Here is a 26,951-nt window from a genome sequence, read left to right as displayed (position 1 = left end):
TTGGCTAAATGAGCAATTTCGAAACCATAAAACAAAAGCTAGAGCAATTCATTAAAAGGTATTACACCAATGAACTACTAAAAGGTGCTATCTTATTTTTCGCCATTGGTTTACTATATCTTATAATTACATTATTCGTAGAATATGTGTTATGGCTTAATCCAACAGCTAGAACGATATTATTTTGGACGTTTATCGCAGTAGAATTAGCACTCTTCGTAAAGTTTATAGCCATTCCGTTGTCACATTTATTCAAATTAAAACAAGGCATCAATTTTGAAACGGCTTCTAAACTGATAGGAAATCATTTTCCAGAAGTGAACGATAAGTTATTAAATGTACTTCAACTTAATCAAAGCCCTCAACAATCCGATTTGCTTTTAGCAAGTATAGAACAGAAGTCGCAAGAATTACAACCCATTCCTTTTAAATCTGCGATTAACTTTAAATCAAATACCAAATATTTAAAATATGCAGCCATTCCAATCGCCATTTTATTGTTGTCGTTTGTTACTGGAAAAATAAATTGGTTTAGTGATAGTTACGAACGTGTTGTTAATTACAAAACGGCATACGAACCACCAGCGCCTTTTCAGTTTTTTGTGTTGAATGAAAATTTACAAGCTATTGAAAATAAGGATTTTAAACTCAATATTTCCACAGCAGGAAATGTGATACCTGAGAACGCACAAATCAAATTCAACGGGCAATCTTACTTTTTACAACAAGTCGCAGCTGGCGAATTTCAATACACATTCAGTTTACCTAAAGAACCGATAGAATTTACCTTATCGGCTAATGATGTCACATCAAAACCTTATAAATTAACGGTAGTCAACACACCAAATTTGGTAAATTTCGAAATGGTTTTAGACTATCCATCGCATACCAAAAAGCAAGATGAGGTGTTGAAAAGTACAGGTTCTGCAGTAATTCCTGAAGGTACAAATATCACGTGGAAAGCAAAGACAAAATCTACAACAGGTGTTCAAATTTATGCGGAAGATACTTTAAGTTTTAAGTCGAATAGCAATGGAATTTTTGAAGCTTCAAAACGACTTTACAACAACTACAATTACAGTATTACGACCAGTAATGATGACCTTAAAGATTATGAAAACTTAGCGTACAACATCAACGTCATTAAGGATGGTTATCCTGAAATGAAAATCAAGGTACAAAAAGATTCCATAGACCAACAGAGTTTGTATTTCTATGGACAAGCGAGTGATGATTATGGCTTAACAAAACTACAATTGGTGTATTATCCAACAGACGATGAGTCTAAAAAAGTAGTAGAACCCATTACTATTTCTAAATCAAATTTTTCAGAATTTGTAAGTGCATTTCCAAATCAATTCAACCTTGAAGATGGTGTAAGTTACCAACTGTATTTCGAGGTTTTCGATAATGATGCACTGCACAATTACAAGCGTACCAAAAGTTCTACGTTCAGTTACCGAAAATTAACAAAGGATGAAGAAGAGCAAAAACAGCTTAATGAGCAGAACGAAACGATAAAGGATATCAGTAAAACGTTTGATAAACTTCAAGAACAAGATAAAAAGCTTGAAGAATTATCTAAAACGCAAAAGGAAAAAGAAAGTCTAAATTTTAATGACAAGAAGAAGTTTGAAGAGTTCTTAAAACGTCAAAAAAATCAAGAGCAGTTGATGAAAAACTTCAACAAAAAACTGCAAGATAATTTAGAGGAATTTCAAAAAGACGAAAAGAAAGACGACCAATTTAAAGAAGATTTAAAAGAACGTTTAAAAGAAAATGAAGAGCAATTAAAAAAGGATGAAGAATTGCTTAAAGAATTGGAAGAATTAAAGGATAAAATAAACAAAGAAGAATTCACACAAAAACTTGAAGAATTAACCAAACAAAACAAGAATAAGAAACGTAGCATGAAGCAACTTTTAGAGTTGACCAAACGTTTCTATGTGATGAAGAAGGCTGAGAAAGTTTCAAGTGAATTAGAAAAACTGTCAGAAGAACAAGAAGAGTTATCCAAAAAGGAAAAAGAAAACACCAAAGAAGCTCAAGAAAAATTGAATGAGGAGTTTGATAAACTTCAAAAAGATTTAGAAGATTTAAAACGCGAGGACCGTCAACTTCAAAAACCAATGAAAATTGCAAGGGATGAGTTTTTAGAAGATGAAATTAAATTCGACCAAAAGGAAGCTAAGGAAGCCTTAGAAAAGAAAGAAGAAGCCGAATCTAAGGGCGACCAAAAAGAAGCGCAAGAACAGAAAGTGAAAGCCAAAAAACAGCAGAAGAAAGCCGCTCAGAAAATGAAACAAATGAGTGAGATGATGAAAATGAAAGCTGGAGGAGGTGGTGGAGGCGACCAAATGTCTGAAGATATTGACGCACTTCGTCAAATATTAGAGAATTTATTATTGTATTCTTTTGACCAAGAAGAGCTCATGGAAACCTTTGAGAGTATTGGTATCAATAACAATAATTACGGAAAATATATCATAGAGCAAAGCAACCTTAGAGAACATTTTGAGCATATAGACGATAGTTTATTTGCATTGTCTTTAAGGCAACCAAAAATTTCAGAGAAAGTAAATTCTCAGATTACTGAGGTGTATTTCAACATCGATAAGGCATTAGAACAACTTTCAGAAAATAGATTATATCAAGGCGTTGGTGCACAACAATATGCAGTTACGTCTACTAATGAATTGGCAAGTTTTTTAAGTGATGTTTTAGATAATATGGAAATGTCTATGAATCCATCACAAGGCGAAGGTGGAGAAGGACAATTAGATGATATTATTATGAGTCAAGAAGAGCTCAATAAAAAGATGGAGGAAGGCGTAAAGAAAGGTGAGGAAGGAAAAGAAGGCAAAGAAGGAGAAGAGGGTAAGGAAGGCGAAGGAGAGAAACCAGGTAACGAGGGAAAAGAAGGTAAAGACGGTCAAGGCGAAAAACCTGGAGAGCAAGGCAAAGCTGGTAAGGAAGGTAAAGATGGCAAAAGTGGAGAGAATGGAAAGCGTGGAGAAGGACAAGGAAAGAGTGGTCAAGGTGGTAAATCTGGACAAAATGGAGAACAACAAGGAGAAGGCAACCAAAATGGTCAAAAAGAAGGGAAGAATGGTAAAGATGGCAATGGTGGTAAAGAAGGAAAAGGAGAAGGTGATAATGGAGAAATTGAAAATGGTGAGGGAAAAGGAAAGAATGGCAAGAATGGAAAAAATGGACGTGATGGTGAAGGCGAACAAAATGATGGTTATGGAGAAGGAGGAAGCGAAGAACAGAATGGTGAACTTTATAAAATTTACCAGAAACAACAATTATTACGTCAGGCTTTAGAAGATAAATTTGCAAAGGAAGGAAAGATAGAATCAGCAGGACAACTAATAAAGCAAATGGAAGAAATTGAATTAGATTTATTAAACACAGGATTCACAAATCAAACGCTTCAAAAAATGATGGATGTGCAGCATCAATTATTAAAAATGGAGAATGCTACGTTTATGCAAGGTCAAGATACCAAGCGTAAATCTGAAACTAATACAGTAGAATTCAATCAGAATAATGGAAGTCAAATTCCAACAGCTAAACAATATTTTAATACCACTGAGATTTTAAATAGACAAGCATTACCTTTGCAAAATCATTTTAAGAAGAAAATTCAAGAGTATTTTAATAAAGCCAATGATTAGTTTTAACTACGAAACAGATTTTAAATTAGAGAACGAAGTTCATTTTTCAAAGTGGATTTCAAGTACCATTCAAGAAGAAAATTGTAGAGAAGGAGAAATCATTTACGTTTTTTGTTCTGATGATTACTTACATAAATTGAATGTCGATTTTCTAAATCACGATACATTAACGGACATTATTAGCTTTGATTATTCTGTAGGAAAAGAATTACATGGCGAAATCTATATTTCTGTGGATAGAGTTAAAGAAAATGCTTCAGATTTTAATGTTTCTTTTGAAGATGAAATCGCAAGAGTAATCATTCATGGTGTACTTCATTATTGTGGATACAAAGATAAGTCAGACGACGAAGAAAAGTTAATGCGCTCAAAAGAAGATTACTATCTAGGTATACGATGAATTCCTTTGAAAAAAGGAATCTCTAATTCAGATTACAAAAAGTAGTTGATGAGTACTGTTTGAATTTCATTGTATATTTGCGAACTCAAATTTTTAATTTGAATTCAATAGAGTTGTTCCACGTGGAACAATAGTTTTATTGACCGAGTTTTAGGTGTGTCATTCTGAACTTGTTTCAGAATCTAGTATTTAATTATAGTATAGAAGCTGAAACAAGTTCAGCTTGACAAAAGCAAAGATAAAAGGTTGTGAATAATTAAGATAAACCAAAGTTATGTTTAACGAAGAATATGATGTTGTAGTTGTTGGAGCAGGACATGCAGGAAGTGAAGCTGCTGCTGCTGCTGCAAACATGGGAAGTAAGACGTTGTTAATTACGATGAATCTTCAAAACATTGCACAAATGTCTTGTAATCCTGCAATGGGAGGAATTGCAAAAGGACAAATTGTTAGAGAGATTGATGCGCTTGGTGGTTATAGCGGAATTGTTTCAGATACGTCTGCGATTCAATTTAAGATGCTAAACAAATCTAAAGGACCAGCAATGTGGAGTCCAAGAGTGCAATCGGATAGAATGCGTTTCGCTGAAGATTGGAGGATGCTTTTAGAAGGCACTGAAAATCTTGATTTCTATCAAGAGATGGTGTCTGGCCTTATTGTAGAAAATCATAAAGTGGTTGGTGTAAAAACATCTCTTGGAGTTGAAGTAAGAGCGAAGTCTGTTGTGTTAACTAATGGAACTTTTTTAAATGGCTTAATTCATATAGGAGATAAAAATTTTGGTGGAGGAAGGGCAGGTGAAAGAGCAGCAACTGGGATCACAGAACAACTCGTTAATTTAGGTTTCGAATCAGGAAGAATGAAAACAGGAACACCACCAAGAGTTGATGGTCGTTCTTTAGATTTTTCTAAAATGATTGAGCAACCTGGTGATGTAAATCCTGAGAAGTTTTCTTATTTGGATATTACAAAACCATTGACAGAACAACGTTCTTGTCATATGTCTTATACAAGTGAATTGGTTCACGATTTGTTGCGTGAAGGTTTTGACCGTTCGCCAATGTTTAATGGTAGAATTAAAAGTGTTGGACCTCGTTATTGTCCTTCAATTGAAGATAAGATTAATCGATTTACTGATAAGGATAGACATCAGTTATTCGTAGAACCTGAAGGTTGGAATACATGCGAATATTATATTAATGGTTTCTCCACATCGTTGCCAGAAGATGTTCAGTTCAAAGCCTTACGTTCTGTAGTTGGATTTGAAAATGTGAAATTTTTCAGACCAGGTTATGCTATAGAATATGATTATTTTCCACCAACACAATTAAAACATACGCTAGAAACAAAGTTAGTAGATGGTCTATATTTTGCTGGACAAATTAATGGAACTACGGGATATGAAGAAGCCGCTTCTCAAGGTTTGATGGCTGGAATAAATGCGAGTTTAAAAGTTCAAGAAAAGGAAGCATTTACCTTGCAAAGAGATGAAGCTTATATAGGTGTTTTAATTGATGATTTAATTACGAAGGGAACAGAAGAGCCTTATAGAATGTTTACATCTCGTGCTGAATACAGAACTTTATTAAGGCAAGATAACGCTGATTTCAGGTTGACACCTAAAGGGTATCAATTAGGTTTAGCTTCTGAAATACGTCTAAAACGTATGGAAGAAAAGCAATCTAAATCGGAAGCTTTTGTGCAATTTTTTAGAGACACAAGTGTGAAACCCGAAGAAGCAAATCCTGTTTTAGAATCTAAAAATTCTGCTATAGTGAAGCAGCAAGATAAGATGTTTAAGTTGTATGCAAGACCAAATATTACCATTGACGATGTAAGAAAGTTTGAGGCCGTTGAAGGTTATATTCGAGCGAATGATTTGGATAGGGAAGTTATAGAGCAAACTGAAATCCAGGTTAAATATGCTGGTTATATTGAGAAGGAAAAGAACAATGCAGATAAGTTAAATAGACTTGAAAATTTAAAGATTCCTGCAGATTTTGATTATTCAAAATTGAAATCTATGAGTATTGAAGCGAGACAAAAATTAAACAAAATACAGCCGGTAACTATTTCTCAGGCATCTCGAATTAGTGGAGTTTCGCCTAATGATATTTCTGTTTTATTAGTTTATTTAGGTCGCTAAATTCCTTTGAAAAAGGGAAATCGCAGATTCAGCGAAGCTAATCTTATGAAATGTTATATTAATGTTCCACGTGAAACAATCATTTGAAAAAAGCTAAAGACATACTGATTTTTGTTTTCGCTGTTGTTGTTTTGTCAACGATTGGATTTGTTTTTTTTATACTTAATGATATACAAGATAAATATAATGAAGAGCCTTTTGTTCAAAATTCTAGCATTCTTCAAACAAGGTATTTGTATAGTTTTTTTAATGATTCTATAAAACTAAGAACTGAATATCGTCTGAGTAAAACAATTAAAGATTCAGTAATTACGTATCGTTATACTTGTGAAACAGACTTGGCTAGAAGTTTAAAGATTGACTACAATTTGAATTCTAAAATTTTGAGTTTTGATATTGGTTCTAAATATGAATTAAATAAATTAAAAGTATTGTTTGATTCAGAAGGAAATTCATTTGATAGTTTTAGAATGAAGGATCCGATAGTTGACGGAATAGAACCTATTTTATTTAATGAAAATTATGGAATTTTGGCGTTTACAGGTGCGCTTAATCCTTCTACATTCTTCATTTCAAAAAAGGATGATATTTCATTTGTTAGACAAATTGAAGAAATATTTTATTATTGATATTGTAAATTATTTAAAATGTAAATAGTATTCGTGCCAAACAACAAACAAACATACCTAACCCTAAAAGACCATTCCGTCTCTAAAGAAGAGTTTCAATTATTACATAATAAAGAACTCGATATGTTAGAAACTTTTCCAGAACCTAAAGGAGAAAAGTTATCTGAATATTATAAAAGTGAAGACTATATTTCACACACAGATACGAAGCGGAATTTATTAGAATTTGTGTATCACAAAGTGAGAGAAATTTCTCTAAAGCGAAAACTGAAATTAATTAATTCTTTTCAGTCAGAAACCAAACAGCTTTTAGATATTGGATGTGGAACAGGCGACTTTTTACAAACCGCTTTAAAAGATAGTTGGAGTATTGCTGGAATAGAACCCAATGAAAGTGCAAGACAAATTGCCAACTCTAAAACTAATAACGCTGTCTTTGAAACTGAAGAGTTATCAAAACTAAAACCGAACAGTTTTGATGTTATTACGCTTTGGCATGTGTTAGAGCATTTACCAGATTTAGAAATGCACACAGCATTATTTAAATCGTTATTAAAACCAAATGGCACTTTAGTAATTGCGGTTCCAAATTATAAAAGTTACGATGCGCAGTATTATAAAAAGTTTTGGGCAGCTTATGATGTGCCAAGACACCTTTGGCATTTTTCTAAAACATCTATTTCAGAATTGTTCAAAAAGAAAAAGATGACATTAGAAAAAGTATTACCAATGACATTTGATGCTTATTATGTGTGTTTACTTTCTGAAAAATATAAATCTGGATTTATGAATCCGGTTAAGGCATTTTGGATTGGTTGGCGCTCTAATCGGAAGGCAAAACACTCTAAAGAGTATTCGTCGCATATTTATGTGCTCAAGAATACTAATTCGTAATTTAAATATGTTTTTTTAGAGCTTCTAAGAGTTTCAAGTCTAGTAACAACAGAAATTTTAGAAATGCGCTTAAAACGCCTTAAATGACGTCGTTTTCAATAGATTTTAAAAATAAGGGTGTTTATTTTCCATAGAAAATATCAATATTTAAAAAATTCGCCATTTCACTCTGTAACTTTTATACATTTGCAAAAATTAATTTGAAACATAAATAAGAAAGATTTTAACTTTCATAATTAGTAAATAACAAAATAGAATGAAAAAAGTAATTTTAGGTTTAATGGTTTTAGTTGGAGCGGCTTCTTGCCAAGAACAACAAAAAACAGCATTTGTAGATAATACAAAAGTGGTAAACGAATTTAATAAGAAAGTTGACTTTGAAGAATCATTTAAAATTAAAGTAGATGCCTTCAATAAAAAAGCGGATAGCCTTAATCAAATGATTCAAATGGAAGCGCAAGCATTTCAATCTCAAGCTTCAAAAATGAATAAGACTAAGCAAGAAGAAGTATATAATGCATTGGTTCAGAAAAAACAAATGCAAGATTATCAAATTGGTAACGAGGAAAAAGCTTTGCAAACAGAAGGTCAGAAAGAAATTGATACTTTAGTTAAACAAGTAAAAGCTTTTATCAAGGATTATGGTAAAGCTAATGGATATACTTTTATATTAGGCGCAAATGATGCTGGTAGTGTTTTATATGGTGCAGAAGGAAAGGATATAACAGAGGAAATTCTTTCAGCATTAAATAAAGGAGGTGAAGCAAAAGAAACTAGTGCTGAAACTACAGCAACTGAATAATGTTGATTAAAATAAAAATTACAAAGCCAGGCCTAAGAAGCTTGGCTTTTTTTATGAAGTAAACGTGTCAGTTTTATAGATAAATCGGTTAAAACAATCTTAGAATTACCATTACGTTCTATATGGTAAATGGCATCTTGCAGTTCTTCTGATATTTCCATTATGTTAGAATCATGCACAAAAGGCGCAAATTTTTCAAGCTTAAACCCATCAGATTTTGGTTCTAAATATACCAATTCATCAGCTTTATAATTAAGCAACAGTGCTTGCCTAAAATAATTTAAACAAAAGGCTAAAAATTTCTTTTGTGTTTCTCGTCCTGTTTTCGCAATTTCTTCAGACCATGAAATTAAATCGTGAATAGCAGCTTTGTTTCCTTTAGCTTTAAATGCTGAACGAATCCAGATCACAAACCATTTTTCAAATTGAATATCTTCACTGTCTTGATAAATAAGATCACAAGCTTTATTGTAATTTCCATTCGCTTGATGTGCAATTTTAGTCGCAACTGATTCTTCAATATGATAGTTTTTAACTAAAGCTTCAGCAATAGCTTCTTCCGCTAATGGCGGAAAATGTAAGATTTGACAACGTGAACGGATTGTATTAATTATTTGCTCTTCGTCTTCAGCAATGAGAATAAATATAGTTTTCTCAGGTGGCTCTTCAATGAGTTTAAGTAACTTGTTGGCACTAGCTGTATTCATCTTTTCTGCCATCCAAATAAGCATTACTTTGTAGCCACCTTCATACGATTTTAGCGTTAAAGATTTTACAATTTGTAAAGCTTCATCTACACCAATTTGCCCTTGTTTATTATCTACACCAAGCATTTTATACCAATCAAATAGGTTTCCGTAAGGTTGTTGATCTAGGAGTTGTCGCCATTCTTCTAAATAGAAACTAGAAACAGGTTTGCTTTTAACCTTATCGCTTGTAGTTACCGGAAACGCAAAATGTAGATCTGGATGAGAAAAATTCTTAAATTTTATATTACAAGATTCGTTACCGCCAGAATTCTCGCCATTGGTATTACTACACAAAATGTATTGTGCATACGCTAAAGCCATTGGCAATGTACCAGAACCTTCAGGACCAACAAATAGTTGCGCATGGGCAATTCTGCCAGCATCAACACTTGTAGTAAGGTGGTTTTTTATGTGTTTTTGACCTAAAACTTCAGAAAATTGCATAAAGCAAAACTATGTTTTTTTTATGAATCTAAAATTAATTTTTTCTGAGTTATATATTATTAAGTTATGCCATACAAAGAAAGGCGTAGATTAACGAAAAGGTTATCGTAAATAAAGGCCATTTATTAGTGAAATGTAGTGCTTTAAAGTCTATTTTTTAACTTGGTAATCTTTATATTTGTGATTCAAAACAGTTTTTTTCACCTCTTATTTAAATTCTCATGAAGACATTAAACGATTTCAATTTTAAAAATAAAAAAGCATTAATCCGAGTAGATTTTAATGTGCCATTAAATGATGATTTTCAGGTAACAGATGCTACTAGAATTGTATCTGCTAAGCCAACAATCATTAAAATATTAGAAGATGGTGGTAGTTGTGTTTTAATGTCACACTTGGGTAGACCAAAAGGTGTGCAAGAAGAATTTTCGTTAAAACATATCATTCCAAAAATTGAAGATGTTTTAGGTGTTGGAGTAAAATTTGCTAGTAATTGTGTTGGTTCTGAAGCTGAGGAAATGGCTAATGCTTTGCAGCCAGGTGAAATCTTATTATTAGAGAATTTACGTTTTCACGAAGAAGAAAAAGAAGGAAATAAAGATTTTGCTGAGCAATTATCAAAATTAGGCGATATCTATGTGAATGATGCCTTTGGTACAGCACACAGAGCGCATGCTTCTACTACAATTGTGGCTCAATTTTTCCCAGAAGACAAGTGTTTTGGTAGCTTATTAGCTAAAGAGATTGAGAGTATTAAAAAGGTAATGGAAGATGGTGAAAAGCCGGTTTTAGCTGTATTAGGTGGAGCAAAAGTATCTTCAAAAATTACCGTTATAGAGAATATACTAGACAAAGTAGATCATCTAATAATTGGAGGAGGAATGACATTTACCTTCATAAAAGCACAAGGTGGTAAAATTGGAGATTCTATCTGTGAAGACGACAAGATGGAATTAGCCTTAGATATTCTAAAGCAAGCAAAAGAAAAAGGTGTACAAATTCATATACCTGTAGATGTTATAGCTGCAGATGCCTTTAGTAATGATGCAAATACTCAAGTTTGTGATGTTACAGAAATACCAGACGGATGGCAAGGTTTAGACGCTGGTCCTAAATCAATAGCAAACTTTGATGCTGTTGTTAACCAATGCAAAACGATTCTTTGGAATGGTCCTTTAGGCGTTTTTGAATTAGAAAGTTTTGCTAACGGAACCATAGAACTTGGTAATTCTATTGCAAACTCAACTCAAAATGGTGCCTTTTCTCTTGTTGGAGGAGGCGATTCTGTCGCTGCTGTAAAACAATTTGGTTTTGAAAACAAAGTAAGTTATGTAAGTACAGGAGGAGGTGCAATGCTAGAAAGCTTAGAGGGTAAAACTTTGCCAGGTATTGCTGCTATTTTAAGCTAATCTTCAGATATGAGTTTATATAGAATTTTATTTTTTAGTATTCTATTCTTGTCTTTGGGATGCTCTTCTAGTGATGATTCTTCATCAAATGGAGCGTTGGATGTGAGATATAAAGTGTTGTTTAGTTATGATGGCGATGTTGTATTTATTGGTGACCAATCAAATGAGGTTATAAAAAAAATATATTCGCAAAATAGCATTTTGGGTATTCTAGGTTATTATAATAATGAGAATACAAATGAGATTTTTTTTATTACCAGAAATGATTTCTCAAACAATGTAACTCTTAATAAAATTAATTTATCAGAGTTATTCAGTTCTGAAGAATACTATTATACACCACAACAGTCCATAATTACATTTAATGAAAATGAGGATCTTATAAGTGAAATCTATTTTGAATCTGAAAGTAGGTTTCACGCAATTTTTGGTCTCAGTGATTACAATGCAGTTTTAAAAACTTTTGAAAATGGATCGGAAGTTTTAGAAAGAAATATTACTGCAAATTTTGGAATGGATCGATATGGAATTGAATTCAGTACGTTTTTTGAAGATGATACTTTAATTTTAATGGAAAGTGTATTTAATTCGTCATTAAAACGAATAAAGTTAGTAGATCTAAATTCATTTACACTCATTAGTGAAAACACAAATTTTAGTTTTAATTTCTTTCAAGGTTTTGGTAATTCTACAGGTAAGTATATAATTGGGAGAAAGATAATTAATTACGAAACGCACGAGTATTTAGCTAACATACAAGGTAATATTCTATATGACATTACAGATGGTTATTCGTTTTTAGGACATTCATCCATTGGATATGATGAAGCAGACAACGCTTTTGAATATTTTGATAGAGGTGATGGTCGCAATGAAACAGGTGTAATAAATACTAACAACGGAGAAGTTACTAAAACAAATATAGCTGGTGAACCAAACTTTAGAAGTTCACCGGTTTTTTATTTTATACCAAATTAATCGAGGTTTAAAAAAGTATAAAGCCTTAACAACTATTATCAATTTTTAGCTAATACCGTAAAAAACACTATTTTTAGCGATTCCAGCGTTATAGTTTTACGTTGATTATTAAGAAGCAATTTGTAAACCATGACATCAAAAATGTTTTTATTGGCTTGCCTATGTATGTCTTTATTTAGTGGGTTTTCCCAAACTAAAATAGATAGCATTTCAAAAACAACGTCTAATACTGTTTCAAATAAAGGTGAAGTTGTAGATGGAAAGCTCTTTTCTAATGGAAAAGAGATAAAGGCAAAAATAGATACTACATCAATTAAGAACCTTAAAGATTTACCAGAAGCTGCAGAGTTAGATGCTAAATGGTTAGAGGAATTATACAATAATAATCTTTTTGATACTATTTATAAATCGGTTACAGAATTAGAGTATGCGCCAGTTTATTACCCTGAGTTATCTACAGATACTTTAAAAGCAAGGCTGGCACGTCTTAATGCAAGAACGCCTTTTAATGTAGAATACAACACATCTTTAGAAAGTGTAATTAAAGGTTATTTGAAGCATAGGCGTACTTCTATGGAGCGCTTAATGGGATTAAGTCATTTTTACTTTCCTATGTTTGAGCAAGAATTTGACAACCATGATATTCCGTTAGAAATGAAATATTTGGCCATTGTTGAGTCTGCGTTAAAACCAAGAGCACGCTCTAGAGTTGGAGCAACTGGGATTTGGCAGTTTATGTACGGTACAGGCAAAGAACATGATCTAGATGTTAGTAGTTATGTAGACGATCGTAGTGATCCTATAAAATCTACTAAAGCAGCTGCAGAGTATTTAGGAAGAATGTATCGCATTTTTGGCGACTGGGATTTATCATTAGCAGCATATAATTCTGGACCAGGAAATGTGAATAAAGCCATTAGACGATCTGGTGGTTATAAAAACTATTGGAACATTAGAAGTAATCTACCAAGAGAAACAGCTGGTTATGTGCCTGCTTTTTTAGCGACCATGTATATTTTTGAATATGCCGAAGAACATGGTTTTAAGCCAGAGCGTCCACCATTTCAATTAATTCAAACAGATACAGTACATGTAAAACAAATGATATCGTTAGATCATGTATCTGAAGTTACAGGTGTTAAAATTGAAGAATTACAGTTTTTAAATCCGGCTTATAAATTAGATATTATTCCTAAAGTTGAAGGAAAAACGTACGCTTTAAGATTGCCGAGAGAGGCTGTTGGGCCTTTTGTAACTAATGAAGACAAAATCTATGCATTTGCAAATGCGGAATTTAATCAACGCGAAAAACCATTACCACAAGTATTTAGTTCTGATTCTAAAATTAGTTATCGCGTTAGAGATGGTGATTACTTAGGAAAAATTGCTAGAAAACATGGCGTAAGAGTAAGTCAGCTAAAGCAATGGAATGGCTTAAGAAGTAATAACCTTAAAATAGGACAACGATTAACTATTTATCCTAGAAATCAAGGTGCTTCAAGTCCACCAAAACCGCCTAAAAAAGTATTAAATACAGAAGGCAAACAAACGTATAAGGTAAAGTCAGGAGATTCTCTTTGGACTATTGCGCAAAAATATTCTGGAGTTTCTGTTCAGAATATTAAAGATTGGAACGATATTAGTAGTAATAAACTAAAAATAGGAATGATATTAATTGTTTCTGAATAAAAACCATCAAAACTAAAACTTATGAAAGCGTTTTATACCGTATTATTAAGCGTATTGCTATTGGCTTGTGGCGAGTCAGATAAAAAGGATAGCAAAATGTATTTACCAGATTCTAACGGAAATCTAAACACAATATCTATAGTTGCTGATAATGTATTATGGGAAGACAGTGTAGGAGAATCTATTAGAGATATTTTCGCAGCACCATTAAATGGTTTACCGACTGAAGAACCTATGTTTGGCATGAGGCAAATACCACCACAGGTTTTTGATGGTTTTGCAGCCAGAAATAGAATTGTTTTAAAAATTGAAAAAGGAGATTTAGAAGCAGCGACAAAGATTGTAAATGACGTATATGCCAAACCGCAAACGGTTGCTGTTGTTAGTGGTAAAACTAATCAAGAGATTATAGATCAATTAAAAGAGAATAGTGATAAAATATTCGATGCTTTTAATAAAGAAGAAGTAAAAGAAAAATTAAGACGTATTAATCTTTCTTTATTAACTGATAAAGAAATGGAAGATCAATTAGGTATAACTATTGATATTCCTTCAGCATATAGAATTAGTAAGGCAGAAGAAGATTTTTACTGGATCCGTAAAAACCTTAAAAACTCAAAAACCATTGAACTTATGTTATATGAAGTGCCAATGGAAACCATTTCTCAAGGCGACAGCACTATAGTAGATATTATAAAGATGAGAGATAATATTACTAAAACTAAAATCCCTGGAGAAGACGGTATCTATATGGCTGTAGAAGATGCATATGTACCTTCTTTGTTTAAAACTATTATAGACAATAAACCAGCTTACGAAGTAAGAGGAATGTGGGACATGCAAGGCTACAGTATGGCAGGTCCATTTATTACTTACGCCATAGAAGATAAAATTAATAACAGGTATTTATTAGCAGATGGCTATGTATATGCACCATCGCTACCAAAGCGAGATTATATTTTTGAACTCGAAGCTATGATTAAGTCCATAACGATTAAGTAATAAAAAAAGCCAACTTACAAAGTTGGCTTTTTTTTATATCTAAGAAGTGTAATATTATTCTTTACTTTCTGAAGAATCATTTTCCTTACTAGCATCTTTAAATTCCTTAATTCCACTTCCTAACCCTTTCATTAATTCTGGTATTTTTTTTCCACCAAAAATCAATAAAACAACAACTGCGATAAGAATTACCTGTGGCATTCCAATCATTAATGGTAACATGCTTAAACTCATAACTTTTAATTTAATGGTGCAAAGTTAGTAATTATAGTTTAATAATAGTGTTGTTATATTAACTTTAGGACTTTAATATATTGCTATTAGAGTATTTTAACTAATTTTGTTTTAATGGCAAAAAAGAAAAAAAAGGAAAAAAAATTAGCTAAAAAGCTACTTCATAAGTACCGTTTAGTCATATTAAACGAAGATACTTTTGAAGAACGCTTCGCTATAAAATTAACGCGTCTCAATGTTTTTATTCTAACATCGATTTCTGCCATTTCTCTTATATTTTTAACTGTTTTATTAATTGCTTTTACACCTTTAAGGGAATATATTCCTGGTTATTCGTCTGCTAAATTAAAGAAGAAGGCAACAATGCTCAATTATAAAACCGACTCATTAGTTCAAGAGTTAGAATTAAATAAAAAATATTACGCCTCAATTAGAAAAGTATTGACAGGTGATGTAGCCACCTTAGAATTTAATAGAGACTCTATAATTGAAGCAGCTAAAACGGACTTAGATATTTTACAAGTACCTACCAACCGGGAAGATTCTCTACTGAGACTAAAAGTGGATAAAGAAGATAAATATAATTTATTTGAAGTTGAAGGTGATCAATCGAGTTATGTGCTTTTTCCACCAGTAAATGGTACTATTTCTGAGGGATATGATTTTGAAGAGAAACATTATGCAGTAGATGTTGTAGTACCAATTAATACACCAGTAAAAGCAACAGCGGATGGTACAATAATTTTTGCAGAATGGACTGTAGAAACAGGTTTTGTGGTTATTATTGAACACAACCGAGAGTTAATTTCGGTATATAAACACAATTCTGCGATCACAAAAACACAAGGAGATTTAGTAAAATCTGGAGAGGTTATAGCAATGTCTGGTGATGGTGGCGAATTAACCACAGGACCACATCTTCATTTTGAATTGTGGAGTAAGGGTTATTCTGTTGATCCAACAAATTTTATTGATTTTGAATGAAAATAGTTTATAAATTATTTCTCTTCTTTTAGTTTGAAGAAATACAAAAACTAGTATTTTTCAGAACACATTCTTTTACAAGAATCTTTAAACAACACAGAAACTTTTTATATTTAAAACAGACGTCAGTCAAGTATCAGTTTTTTAAAAAACTACAAATCTTAATTATTAACTGGTTTAAAAATGCACAATACATAATGTTATCATTAAAAGCAGCTCTAGCAAAACCATTTGCAAAACGTGTTTATAAATCCATTAAAAAATGGTCTTCAAAACCTGTTGAAACACAGCAAAAAGTATTTGAAAATTTAATTGGAGAAGCAAAGCATACCGCTTTTGGGAAAGATCATAATTTTAGTTCAATTTCTTCTTTTAAAGATTTTCAAAACAATGTTCCAGTAAGAGATTACGAAGAATTAAAACCATACGTAGAGCGTGTAGTTGCCGGTGAAGAAGATATCCTATGGAAAGGGAAGCCCATTTACTTTGCAAAAACCTCTGGGACGACCTCTGGTGCAAAATATATTCCTATTACCAAGGAAAGCATGCCTACACATGTAAATGCTGCTAGAAACGCTATATTAATGTATATTCATGAAACAGGTAATGCAAAATTTGTAGATGGTAAAATGATATTTCTTCAAGGAAGTCCAATTTTAGAGGAGAAACATGGAATTAAACTTGGAAGATTATCTGGTATTGTAGCGCATTATGTGCCAAAATATCTTCAAAAAAATAGAATGCCAAGCTTAGAGACCAATTGTATTGAGGATTGGGAAACCAAGGTAGATGCTATTGTAGAGGAAACCATAAATGAAGATATGAGTATCATTTCTGGAATTCCATCATGGGTACAAATGTATTTTGAAAAATTGATTGAGAAGTCGGGTAAAAACGTTGGCGACCTTTTTAAGAATTTCAATCTTTTCATATTTGGAGGCGTAAACTATGAGCCCTACAGAGCAAAATTCGAAAACTTAATAGGACGAAAAGTAGATAGTATAGAATTGTATCCTGCGAGTGAAGGGTTTTTTGCATTTCAAGATAAACAAAATGAAAAAGGCATGTTACTTCAGTTAGATTCAGGAATTTTTTATGAATTTATAGAAGCAGAACACTTTTTTGAAAACAACCCAAAACGTATCACTATTGCAGATGTAAAGTTAAGCGTAAATTATGTTATGATTATTTCTACAACAGCTGGTCTTTGGGCATACAATATTGGAGACACTATTCAGTTTACATCACTAAAACCATATAGAGTGATTGTAAGTGGAAGAATAAAACATTTTATTTCGGCTTTTGGGGAACATGTTATAGGAAAAGAAGTAGAACAGGCTTTAAAAGAAGCCACAGAAAACACCTCAATTTCGGTAAACGAATTTACCGTTGCACCACAAATTAACCCTAAAGAAGGCTTGCCATATCATGAGTGGTTAATAGAATTTGAAAACGAACCAGAAAATGAACCGCAATTAATAGAAGCTTTAGAAACGTCATTAAAACAACAAAATTCGTATTATCTAGATTTAATAGACGGGAAAGTTTTAAGGCCTTTAAAGATTACAAAAATTAAAAAAGATGGATTTCAAACTTATATGAAATCAATAGGAAAATTGGGAGGACAAAATAAAATACCAAGACTCTCTAACGACCGAAAAATTGCAGACCATCTACACCAATTTAATCTGACTAAATAAACCTATATTTGTGTGTTAAAATAGCTTAATAATATGAAGAAAAAACACGAAAGAACCAGAGCACAAGAAAGCTCTAGCGCCATAGAACGAATGTATATAACTATGCGTCATCTTTTTAATCGTGGTTTCTATAAACCCATGGGAGTTTCTGGAGAAACATTACGTGAAGCGTTATTGCTTTTACGTCCAGAAATTTATGGTTCTATAGGAGAAGAAAAGGCAGAGTTAGAAGGCTTACTTTATGTTGTAGACCGTTTACCTCATGGTATTGAAGAGTGCACATTTATTAATCTTACGAGTGATGAAGGTTATGCAAATTCGCATTTTAAAGCTATAATTCCACCTAAAAGAAGGAGAAATTGTTATCGAATAGACGATGAGCAAATGAATATTGAAATTACAAGAGGTCGTTCTGAGATTTATGATATTTTAACCCACTTAACCTTCTTGTTTGTAGAATCTCATAAAATTAGCAAGCGTGTTTTAATTGATGAAGAAGGGACTACAGTAAGAGATTGGAAAAAGTTAGAAAGTGCTGTAACGTCAACTAAAAAACTAACTCAAAAAGAACGCGAAATTGCAATAACACATACAGCTAATATTCTTGGTAGAACGTTTAATGAATTAACGGAAGCTTATCCAAAATTTGCCACAGATACGCAACCTGAGCGTTTACTTCAAATAGTGTACTGGTTAGGTAAATTAGCCATTGAAGAAACGGTAAATAACAACAAACGAACTATTACTTTTAGTCCTGTTTTAAGAGAACGTTTAGGGCATCATATACATGGAGAAGCTTGGGCAGACACCATTAAATCTGAATTACATAAAAATGATTTGTTAGAGCGACCAATTCATATTATTAGTGCAAATATGCACAGTGTAATGAATTCATTATTTGCAAAAGGCACATTAAAAGGTGCAGACGCAAAAAAGGATATTTTTGATACCTATGAAGATTTAAGTAACTCAAAAAATTCAGCATTACGCAATAAAGTAGAGAAATCAGCGTTGCAAAATGGGATGATTCAGATAAAGGATACGTCTGGAACTAATATTGACATTCAGATTTTTGATACAGATAAGATTGATTTTTCAAAATCAGAATTTAAATATTTAGAAGAGAAGGTAGAAGATAAAGCTGTAATTTTTGTGATGGATTATGCTTTTGGAGAACAAGCTTATGAAACCTTAGATGAGTTTTTAAAACCAATGAAGGTTGATGGTAAAAAGGTGCATTTAGATGTGAAATCTATTTCAATAATGGGTAAAGCCGGAATCTTAGAAGGAGGAAAGGGAGACGTTATGATACCTACTGCTCATATTTTTGAGGGAACAGCTGACAATTATCCATTTAAAAATGAATTGAGCAAAGATGATTTATTAGATTGTGGTGTATCAGTTTATGAAGGAACAATGGTTACTGTTTTAGGAACTTCACTTCAAAACAAAGAAATCTTGAAATTCTTTAAGAATTCTACATGGAATGTTATTGGATTAGAGATGGAAGGAGCGCATTATCAAAAAGCAATACAAGCAGCATCTCGAGTTAGAGGTAGTATTAATGAAGACGTGAAGGTAAGATATGCGTATTATGCTTCAGATAATCCTTTAGAAACAGGAAGCACATTAGCATCTGGAGGTTTAGGAACATCAGGTGTAAAACCAACATACGTGATTACAAAAAAGATATTAGAACAAATATTTAATTCATAACACATGAGTGAAAAATTACCACAACAACCACAAAGCGAAGAGGTTGATTTAGGGCAATTATTTAATGCTATTGGCAAATTATTTGAGAAATTATTTGCTTTTATTGGTCGCATATTTAAAGGCATTTTCTCAGCAATTATCTATGCCATCAAGCCTTTGGTAGTACATTTTAAAATCGTTGCAGCTGCGCTTGTTATTACTGCGATATTAGGATATGTTTTGCAAAAATCAGGTGAGCCAATATATTACTCTGAAATGATTGTAAAGCCAAATTTTGATTCTAAATATCAGTTAGCTACAAATATTAATTATTTTAATGAATTAATAACGTCTAAGAACCATACTGAGTTATCACAAATTTTTGAAATAGAACAAAATGATGCTAGTCAGCTTGTGAGTTTTGAGCTGAAGGCAGGACCAGAAACTCAAAATGACTTGTTTATTGAATATGATGAATATGTTATGTCTATAGATACATCTTTAGTTGATGAACTCAATTATAAGGATTATTTAGAGAAAAGGGACCTTATGTCTGGTAGAGTGTTTACAATAACCGCAAAATCTAACAAAATTGATGTTTTTTCGCTTTTAAATGAGGGTTTTAAAAATACTTTTATTAATAATTATTCTGAGCACCAAAAGAAAGTTAGAGATACTTTGGCTTATATAGAGCGAAAGTCACTGAATATGCAATTAGATCGATTGGACAGCATTCAAAAAACGTATTTAGAAGCTATTAAAAACGATTCTAAAAATCCAAAATTTTCATTAGAAGTTGGTAGCGCATTACCAGTTCAAGAGGAGAAAACGGCAACAAAAGAATATGATTTATTTTTAAAAGAACAGGAAATTAGAAGAAACCTAAACAAGTTGAACCTTATGGTAGCAGAAGAGAATACATACTATGATGTATTATCATCTTTTGATAAAATTGGAAAAAAAGACAAAAGTATAGGGCAACGTTATGTGTTATTATTTCCGGTTTTAACTTTAGTACTTATGCTATTAGTCTTTTTAGGATTGAAAGCGTTCAATTACATAAAAAACTATGAATAAAAATTTGTAGCTATTTTATTCTTAATTAGTTTATGGCAATTTCTAAACGGATAGAGATGCAAAGTTTAATTCATTTTCATAAAAATTAGTGAAGTACTTTAATTTAGTAGTTGAATGGTAGTAAAGGAGACAAAATTAAAAGGCTGTTTTATTATTCAGCCTAACATTTTTAAAGATAAACGAGGTTATTTTATAGAGTCATTTAATCAAGAGGCGTTTAATGCTAAATTAAATTTAGACATAATATTTGTACAAGATAATGAATCACAATCCTCTAAAGGCGTTTTAAGAGGTTTACACTATCAAAAAGGCGAGTACAGTCAGGCTAAATTAGTTAGGGTTATTAAAGGGCGTGTATGGGACGTTGTGGTTGATATGAGAAGAGAGTCAGACACCTTTGGAGAGCATTTTTCTATTGAGTTAACGGAAGAGAATAAAACGCAATTATTTATTCCAAAAGGATTTGCTCACGGATTTATAGTATTAGAGGATAATACTATTTTTAGCTATAAATGTGATGAGTTTTATAATAAAGATTCAGAAACTGGTATTATATACAATGATAAAGACTTAAACATTAATTGGTTTTTACCAGAGTCAGATTTTATTCTTTCAGAAAAGGATTTAATACTTCCGAACTTTAAAGATGCTGAAACATGTTAAAAGTTTTAATTACTGGTAAAGACGGCCAGTTAGCACAATGTGTAAAGAGTATATCACAACAACACCCTAGTCTTCAATTTATTTTTAAATCATCTTCTGAATTAGATATCACAAATTTTAAGTCAATAGAAGCTGCATTTAGTTTAAAACAGTTTGATTACTGCATTAATTGTGCAGCATATACCAATGTTGATAAAGCTGAATCGGAAAGCGCTTTAGCTCATAAAATAAATGTTACAGGAGCTAAGAATTTGGCTATAGCTTGCCATAAATATAATGTTACCCTCATTCACGTGTCCACTGATTTTGTGTTTGACGGAACTGCAACTGAGCCTTACTCTGAAGATTCAGCTACTAATCCATTAGGAATTTACGGTAAAACTAAACTGGAAGGTGAAACGGAAATCGCTAAAATTTTGAATAATCATTTTATAATTAGAACCTCTTGGTTGTATTCAGAATTTGGAAATAATTTCTTAAAAACTATGCTCAAATTTGGGAAAGAGCGTGAACAGATAAGTGTTGTTAGCGACCAAGTAGGAAGCCCAACATATGCTGTAGATTTAGCACATGTTATATTGAGATTAATTGAAAGTAAAAGTAAGTCTTATGGTCTTTATCACTATAGTAATAAAGGGGCAATAAGTTGGTATGAATTTGCTGGAGAAATCTTTAAACTAAGTAAATCTCCAATAATTTTAAACGAAATTGAAAGTAAAGATTATCCAACTAAAGCTGTGCGACCTAAGTATAGCGTGTTAGATACCATTAAAATAGAAAATAAAGAAAAATTAAAGATTCTAAACTGGAAAATTAGCTTAGAAACGGCCATTACTAATGTAAACCGTAGCACCAAATATTCATAGCGCTATTACGGTCGTTTAGTATTACAAACTATAGGTCAACTCATTTATAATAGTATTTTTGTAAAACCAATGTCTATCATAATTTTTTTAAGTTTAATACTGTCTACAATTCTTGCATGAAGAAGAAAAACCTTATCATTTTCGGAACACGTCCTGAAGCCATAAAAATGGCACCATTAGTGAAGACGTTCTTGAATTATTCTAATGACTTTGAAACTAAAGTGTGTATTACGGCACAGCATAGAGAAATGTTGGACCAAGTGTTAGATTTCTTTCAGATTATTCCAGATTATGACTTAGACTTAATGAAACCTAATCAAAACCTTTATAATTTAACAGCTGAGATTATAACTGGTTTAAAACCAATATTAGAAGAATTCAAACCAGATTTCGTATATGTTCATGGAGATACAACAACCACGATGTCTGCAAGTATTGCAGCGTTTTATTCTGGCGCAAAAGTATGTCATATAGAAGCGGGTTTAAGAACATTTAATAAACGCTCCCCTTTTCCTGAGGAAATTAATAGAAGTATTACTGGTCGAGTTTCAGATTATCATTTTGCACCAACTAAGACATCAAAAGATAATTTACTAAATGAAAATGTGAAAGAATCTCATGTTTTAGTTACAGGAAATACAGTTATTGACGCATTAGATTATAGCACTAGAACAGTTAATGCTGAATATTTTGAGGATATTGAAGTTGAGTATTTAAAAGCTAATTTAGACACAAATAAAAAATTAATTTTAGTAACTGGTCATAGACGAGAAAATCATGGTAAAGGATTTATTAATATCTGTGCAGCTTTAAAAGAAATAGCACAATTTCATAGTGATGTACAAATAATTTATCCGGTACATTTAAACCCAAATGTTCAGAAACCCGTTTTTGAGTTATTAAGTGATTGCGAAAATATAAAGTTAATTAAGCCGTTATCCTATCCTGCATTTGTGTGGTTAATGAACCATTCTTATTTAATAATTACAGACAGTGGAGGCGTTCAAGAGGAGGCTCCAAGTTTAGGCAAGCCTGTTTTGGTAATGAGGGACACAACAGAGCGACCAGAAGCAGTAGAAGCTGGCACTGTGTTATTAGTTGGCACTGATACAGATAAAATTGTTAATGAAGCTAATACACTTTTAACAGATACTGTTCGTTATGAGAAAATGAGTAGTCTTCATAATCCTTATGGAGATGGAAAAGCGTGTGAACGAATTGTTAAATTTATTTTGAACTTATAAAATGAATAAACCTGAAGTAGTAATGATGGGTTTGGGCTATATTGGTCTACCAACAGCAGCATTAATAGCACAAAATAACACTCGAGTACATGGTGTAGACATAAACCCTAGAATTGTCGAAATTATAAATGCAGGTAAAATACATATTATTGAACCAGATTTAGATACTGCAGTTGCAGATGCTGTTAAAAATGGATATTTAATAGCGAATACCAAACCTATTGAAGCTAATACCTATTTAATTGTTGTTCCTACACCATTTAAGGCTAAAAACAAGCCAGACATCTCATTTGTAGAGGCAGCAACCAAAGCTATTATTCCTTTATTAAAACCGGGAGACTTATATATTATCGAATCTACCTCACCTATAGGCACTACTGAGAAAATGATGAGGTTAATATACTCAGAACGCCCAGAGTTAAAAGAAAAGTTATTTCTAGCATATTGTCCAGAGCGTGTTTTACCTGGAAATGTAATGTATGAATTGGTAAATAATGATAGAGTTATAGGAGGTGTAAATGAAGCTTCTACTGATAAGGCAATTGATTTTTATAGACAATTTATAAAAGGAGATTTACACAAAACAAATGCACGTACAGCAGAAATGTGTAAACTCGTAGAAAATTCCTCTAGAGATGTACAAATAGCGTTTGCAAATGAGTTATCTTTAATATGTGATAAAGCAGACATTAATGTTTGGGAACTCATAGAATTAGCAAATAAACACCCAAGAGTAAATATTTTACAACCAGGTTGTGGTGTGGGAGGACATTGTATAGCAGTAGACCCTTATTTTATAGTATCTGATTACCCAGAAGAATCTAAGATTATTAGTAAAGCAAGAGAAATTAATAATTACAAGTCTCTATGGTGTGCCGAAAAAGTACAAACAGCTAAATTAGAGTTTGAAATAAAAAATGGATATAAACCCAAAATAGCACTCATGGGTTTAGCCTTTAAACCTAATATTGATGATTTAAGAGAATCTCCTGCTAAATATATTGCTCAAACAGTATTACAAAACTCGAACAATGAAATGTATTATATTGTTGAGCCCAATATAAAAAACCATAATGTTTTTAAATTAACTAATTATGAAGAAGCAGTGGAGAAAGCAGATATTATAGTGTTCTTAGTCGCGCATAAAGAGTTTTCAAAAATTAATATTAAACCAAATCAAATTATTTTAGATTTTTGTGGTGTTAGAAAATAAAAATTTTGAAAAAATATTTCTTTTATGGTAGTTCAATATTATTTAGCAGAGGTTTAGAATATTTAATTCTTCTAATAGCTCCATTTTACCTTACAAAAGAAAATTATGGAAGCTTAGAATTTTATAAAAAAATAATTGAGCTTGGTGCAGCAATGCTTACGTTTGGTTTGCCTACATTGATAATGACCTACCCAAAAAGTAATGAAAGCAAAAAATACTTTACCGTAATTTCATTATTGTTTATTACCACTTTAGCTGTATTGGTTACACCATTGCTTAGTATTTTTAACTATCTATTCCTATTAATACCTATTTACTTTCATTCTGTTTTTTTCAATAATGGTATTGTAGCTCCATTTATTTTAACTTACAAAGGCAGTAATTATGCTTCGCTATATAAATCGATCATATCTTTAGTATTTTACTCTACTGTACTAATTTCAATATTTTATTTTGACAAGCCCAACTTGGCATTTGTATATGTCAACTACTTATTGTTGCCTCTAATATTGGTTTACACCATATTTTTCATTTATAAAAACAAAATTGTTCTAAGGATTTTAAAAAAGTACTGGGTGCTTTTTAAAAAGCTTATTTTCAGCTCTTTAACTATAGTTGTGAGCAATTTTGCAAATATGATGTTTTTATATACTGATATATTAATTATAAAAATCCTTTCTAATTCTGCAGATGTAGAAATAGCAAATTATAGTTTTTCTTTAAACATAGCCAATGCTTTAATAATTATACCTTTAACCTTGGTTCAAGTTGATATAGAAAAGCTAAAAAAGAATTTAAAATATGCACGAACCCTTAGAGTTAAAATCTTTCGACTGGTATTAATAATGACCGTTGCTTTAGTCTTTATCTTTATCTTTTTAACGCATTTTTATTTTGAAGCCTATAGTTCGGTTCTTTATGTTTTTTTAATAATTTTAGGAGCTAAATTTATTCAAGCGTTATCAGTATCTTATGGCGCTGTAATTATTATAAGAAAATTGTTTTCACAGAACTTAGTAATTAACCTATTTGCATTATCATGCAATGTTGTTTTAAGCTATTTTTTATATAGCCAGATTGGGTTGATGGGTATAGCGGTTTCAAGTCTAGCAACCTTGCTCATTAGATTTGTATTATTACTTAAGCTTAACAATAAGGTGTGATTTAAAATTATATGAAGTTAAAACTGAAATACCTATATGATTTTATAATACTGTTACCAATCATAATGGTTTTTGTAGGCGAAATTATAGCTTATTTATATCCTAATTTATCTTCTCCAATTAAGGTCTTAACGTGTTTAGTTTTAACCTGTCCTGTCTGGTTAAAAATTAGAATACCTAATAAATTAGCATTAGCAGTATTCATTTTTTTGTTTTTTTTTGTAATAGCCTTCACAAGATCATTCAACTATAATGCAGCTTTAGAAGACGGTATTAGATATTTTTTTCCTATTGCAGTACTTTTATATGGTTATTATAATAAACACAAGCTGAAACTTTTTGTTGGGTTTATTATTGTCTTTACTTTAATTAATTTTATTGCACAATTTAAAAATTATTATCATTTTTATATTGATCCACAGCGACAATGGTTCTATGCAAGGTATTTCATAGAGAGTCAAAACAGAACAGTTTACTGGTCACCAAAAACATTTGGTGTTCTTAGAGCGACTGGTTTAGTAATCTTTTTTGGCGCATACGGTATTCTAAATTTTATTGCGTTTTGGCTAACATATTATTACTATTATGGTAAGTACCGAAAAACTTGTTTAACCATTTTTACAATAGGTGTATTTATTAGTACTTCGTTTAAAACAATAGGTTTTTTTATAATCACGCTTGCAATTAAGTATTATAAGAAGTTAAAATACTTATTGATATTACCTTTTATATTATTAAGCCTTTATATCATAGTAGGAAATGAGATACGTACATCAATCGAAAAATCAATAGAGGTAAGGTTAAAACTATACATAACAGAAGGAAATTCAGCAAGGTCAGAATCCTATAGAGCTATGTTCAATGAGTTTAAGGACTTTAACTTATTAGGAAAGGGAATAGGTGTTTTTGGAGGCCCAGCATCAACAAAATACAATTCTCCATATTATGAAGAAATTGATTTTAATTGGTACGATACCGGTTTTTTAGCTACTACAGATACTTATTATCCGCACTTATTTGTTGAATTAGGAATTTTAGGTGGTTTAGCCTATATGTTAGTTCTTTTATCACCATTTATATTAAAAAAAATAAATTATGGTAAACTAAAGATTTTGTGTATTATTTGTGGGATGTTATTTTTTGATGGCTTATTTTCGTTTTCAATAAATAACCTTGTAATGCTTACTATGACAATATTATTTGTTTATCCAATAATTGAGAGTTCTTTTGTAAAGATTAAATAAAATAGTTGATATTAGAGAATATAACTAAAAAGTTTTATTCTAAAAA

At 31.6% G+C, this 26,951-nt stretch carries 22 protein-coding genes; 20 read left to right on the top strand and 2 right to left on the bottom strand.

Annotated features, from left to right (window positions below; genetic code table 11):
• The first annotated feature begins 8 nt into the window (after positions 1 to 8).
• The 6 genes from Q0891_RS00890 (at position 9) to Q0891_RS00865 (ending at position 8,551) form a co-directional block, all read left to right on the top strand.
• Positions 9 to 3,680: a DUF4175 family protein gene (locus Q0891_RS00890; RefSeq protein WP_299098174.1), complete on the top strand. Its 3,672-nt coding sequence runs from the start codon at positions 9 to 11 to the stop codon at positions 3,678 to 3,680.
• Positions 3,673 to 4,080 carry an rRNA maturation RNase YbeY gene (gene ybeY / locus Q0891_RS00885; RefSeq protein WP_299098173.1) on the top strand — a complete coding sequence of 136 codons (408 nt, stop codon included), beginning with the start codon at positions 3,673 to 3,675 and terminating at the stop codon, positions 4,078 to 4,080. The genes Q0891_RS00890 and ybeY overlap by 8 nt, the downstream gene beginning before the upstream one ends.
• A 274-nt stretch (positions 4,081 to 4,354) precedes the next feature.
• Positions 4,355 to 6,226, top strand: coding sequence for a tRNA uridine-5-carboxymethylaminomethyl(34) synthesis enzyme MnmG (gene mnmG, locus Q0891_RS00880; RefSeq protein ID WP_299098172.1), 1,872 nt, complete (start codon positions 4,355 to 4,357; stop codon positions 6,224 to 6,226).
• Positions 6,227 to 6,309: 83 nt separating this feature from the next.
• A complete protein-coding gene (locus Q0891_RS00875) occupies positions 6,310 to 6,855 on the top strand; it encodes a hypothetical protein (RefSeq protein WP_299098171.1) in 546 nt (181 codons plus the stop codon).
• 33 nt (positions 6,856 to 6,888) lie between these two features.
• Positions 6,889 to 7,749 carry a class I SAM-dependent methyltransferase gene (locus Q0891_RS00870; protein ID WP_299098170.1) on the top strand — a complete coding sequence of 287 codons (861 nt, stop codon included), beginning with the start codon at positions 6,889 to 6,891 and terminating at the stop codon, positions 7,747 to 7,749.
• Positions 7,750 to 8,005: 256 nt separating this feature from the next.
• Positions 8,006 to 8,551 (top strand): OmpH family outer membrane protein, encoded by a 546-nt coding sequence (locus Q0891_RS00865; RefSeq protein WP_299098169.1) that lies wholly within the window; start codon positions 8,006 to 8,008, stop codon positions 8,549 to 8,551.
• A gap of 32 nt (positions 8,552 to 8,583) precedes the next feature.
• On the opposite strand, the gene Q0891_RS00860 is transcribed toward Q0891_RS00865, so the two are convergent.
• Positions 8,584 to 9,744: a DNA polymerase III subunit delta' gene (locus Q0891_RS00860; protein ID WP_299098168.1), complete on the bottom strand. Its 1,161-nt coding sequence runs from the start codon at positions 9,742 to 9,744 to the stop codon at positions 8,584 to 8,586.
• 221 nt (positions 9,745 to 9,965) lie between these two features.
• Between Q0891_RS00860 and pgk the strand changes: the two genes are divergently transcribed.
• The 4 genes from pgk to Q0891_RS00840 all read left to right on the top strand — a co-directional run bounded on the left by pgk (position 9,966) and on the right by Q0891_RS00840 (position 14,822).
• The gene (gene pgk, locus Q0891_RS00855; protein WP_299098167.1) at positions 9,966 to 11,153 is read left to right on the top strand and encodes a phosphoglycerate kinase; all 1,188 of its coding nucleotides are present in this window, start codon (positions 9,966 to 9,968) and stop codon (positions 11,151 to 11,153) included.
• A 9-nt stretch (positions 11,154 to 11,162) separates the two neighbouring features.
• Positions 11,163 to 12,131: a hypothetical protein gene (locus tag Q0891_RS00850; RefSeq protein WP_299098166.1), complete on the top strand. Its 969-nt coding sequence runs from the start codon at positions 11,163 to 11,165 to the stop codon at positions 12,129 to 12,131.
• 129 nt (positions 12,132 to 12,260) lie between these two features.
• Positions 12,261 to 13,820: a LysM peptidoglycan-binding domain-containing protein gene (locus Q0891_RS00845; RefSeq protein ID WP_299098165.1), complete on the top strand. Its 1,560-nt coding sequence runs from the start codon at positions 12,261 to 12,263 to the stop codon at positions 13,818 to 13,820.
• 21 nt (positions 13,821 to 13,841) lie between these two features.
• Positions 13,842 to 14,822, top strand: a complete 981-nt coding sequence (locus tag Q0891_RS00840) for a DUF4837 family protein (RefSeq protein WP_299098164.1) — start codon at positions 13,842 to 13,844, stop codon at positions 14,820 to 14,822.
• A 54-nt stretch (positions 14,823 to 14,876) separates the two neighbouring features.
• Here Q0891_RS00840 and Q0891_RS00835 read toward each other — a convergent pair whose 3' ends face one another.
• Complete coding sequence (locus Q0891_RS00835; RefSeq protein ID WP_299098163.1) at positions 14,877 to 15,056, bottom strand: twin-arginine translocase TatA/TatE family subunit; 180 nt, start codon at positions 15,054 to 15,056, stop codon at positions 14,877 to 14,879.
• A 114-nt stretch (positions 15,057 to 15,170) separates the two neighbouring features.
• On the opposite strand from Q0891_RS00835, the gene Q0891_RS00830 reads away from it, so the two are divergent.
• From Q0891_RS00830 to Q0891_RS00785, 10 genes are all read left to right on the top strand, one after another.
• On the top strand, positions 15,171 to 16,040 hold the full coding sequence (locus Q0891_RS00830; protein WP_299098162.1) for a M23 family metallopeptidase: 870 nt from the start codon (positions 15,171 to 15,173) through the stop codon (positions 16,038 to 16,040).
• A 197-nt stretch (positions 16,041 to 16,237) separates the two neighbouring features.
• Positions 16,238 to 17,740, top strand: a complete 1,503-nt coding sequence (locus Q0891_RS00825; RefSeq protein ID WP_299098161.1) for a GH3 auxin-responsive promoter family protein — start codon at positions 16,238 to 16,240, stop codon at positions 17,738 to 17,740.
• A 33-nt stretch (positions 17,741 to 17,773) separates the two neighbouring features.
• Positions 17,774 to 19,456 (top strand): hypothetical protein, encoded by a 1,683-nt coding sequence (locus Q0891_RS00820; protein WP_299098160.1) that lies wholly within the window; start codon positions 17,774 to 17,776, stop codon positions 19,454 to 19,456.
• Between the two features lie 3 nt (positions 19,457 to 19,459).
• Positions 19,460 to 20,512, top strand: a complete 1,053-nt coding sequence (locus tag Q0891_RS00815; protein WP_299098159.1) for a hypothetical protein — start codon at positions 19,460 to 19,462, stop codon at positions 20,510 to 20,512.
• Between the two features lie 114 nt (positions 20,513 to 20,626).
• Positions 20,627 to 21,175 carry a dTDP-4-dehydrorhamnose 3,5-epimerase gene (rfbC, locus tag Q0891_RS00810; protein WP_299098158.1) on the top strand — a complete coding sequence of 183 codons (549 nt, stop codon included), beginning with the start codon at positions 20,627 to 20,629 and terminating at the stop codon, positions 21,173 to 21,175.
• On the top strand, positions 21,169 to 22,041 hold the full coding sequence (rfbD, locus tag Q0891_RS00805) for a dTDP-4-dehydrorhamnose reductase (protein ID WP_299098157.1): 873 nt from the start codon (positions 21,169 to 21,171) through the stop codon (positions 22,039 to 22,041). The genes rfbC and rfbD overlap by 7 nt, the downstream gene beginning before the upstream one ends.
• A gap of 116 nt (positions 22,042 to 22,157) precedes the next feature.
• On the top strand, positions 22,158 to 23,285 hold the full coding sequence (wecB, locus tag Q0891_RS00800; protein ID WP_299098156.1) for a non-hydrolyzing UDP-N-acetylglucosamine 2-epimerase: 1,128 nt from the start codon (positions 22,158 to 22,160) through the stop codon (positions 23,283 to 23,285).
• A gap of 1 nt (position 23,286) precedes the next feature.
• The gene (wecC, locus tag Q0891_RS00795; protein WP_299098155.1) at positions 23,287 to 24,498 is read left to right on the top strand and encodes a UDP-N-acetyl-D-mannosamine dehydrogenase; all 1,212 of its coding nucleotides are present in this window, start codon (positions 23,287 to 23,289) and stop codon (positions 24,496 to 24,498) included.
• Positions 24,499 to 24,503: 5 nt separating this feature from the next.
• Positions 24,504 to 25,661: an oligosaccharide flippase family protein gene (locus Q0891_RS00790; RefSeq protein WP_299098154.1), complete on the top strand. Its 1,158-nt coding sequence runs from the start codon at positions 24,504 to 24,506 to the stop codon at positions 25,659 to 25,661.
• Between the two features lie 11 nt (positions 25,662 to 25,672).
• Entirely contained in the window at positions 25,673 to 26,905 is a 1,233-nt protein-coding gene (locus Q0891_RS00785) for a hypothetical protein (RefSeq protein WP_299098153.1), read from the top strand.
• Positions 26,906 to 26,951: the final 46 nt, after the last annotated feature.

It is taken from the genome of uncultured Winogradskyella sp. (assembly GCF_947498005.1).
Lineage (GTDB): Bacteria > Bacteroidota > Bacteroidia > Flavobacteriales > Flavobacteriaceae > Winogradskyella.
Note: the sequence above shows the minus strand (reverse complement) of the source record. Positions and strands in the feature narration are given on the sequence as shown.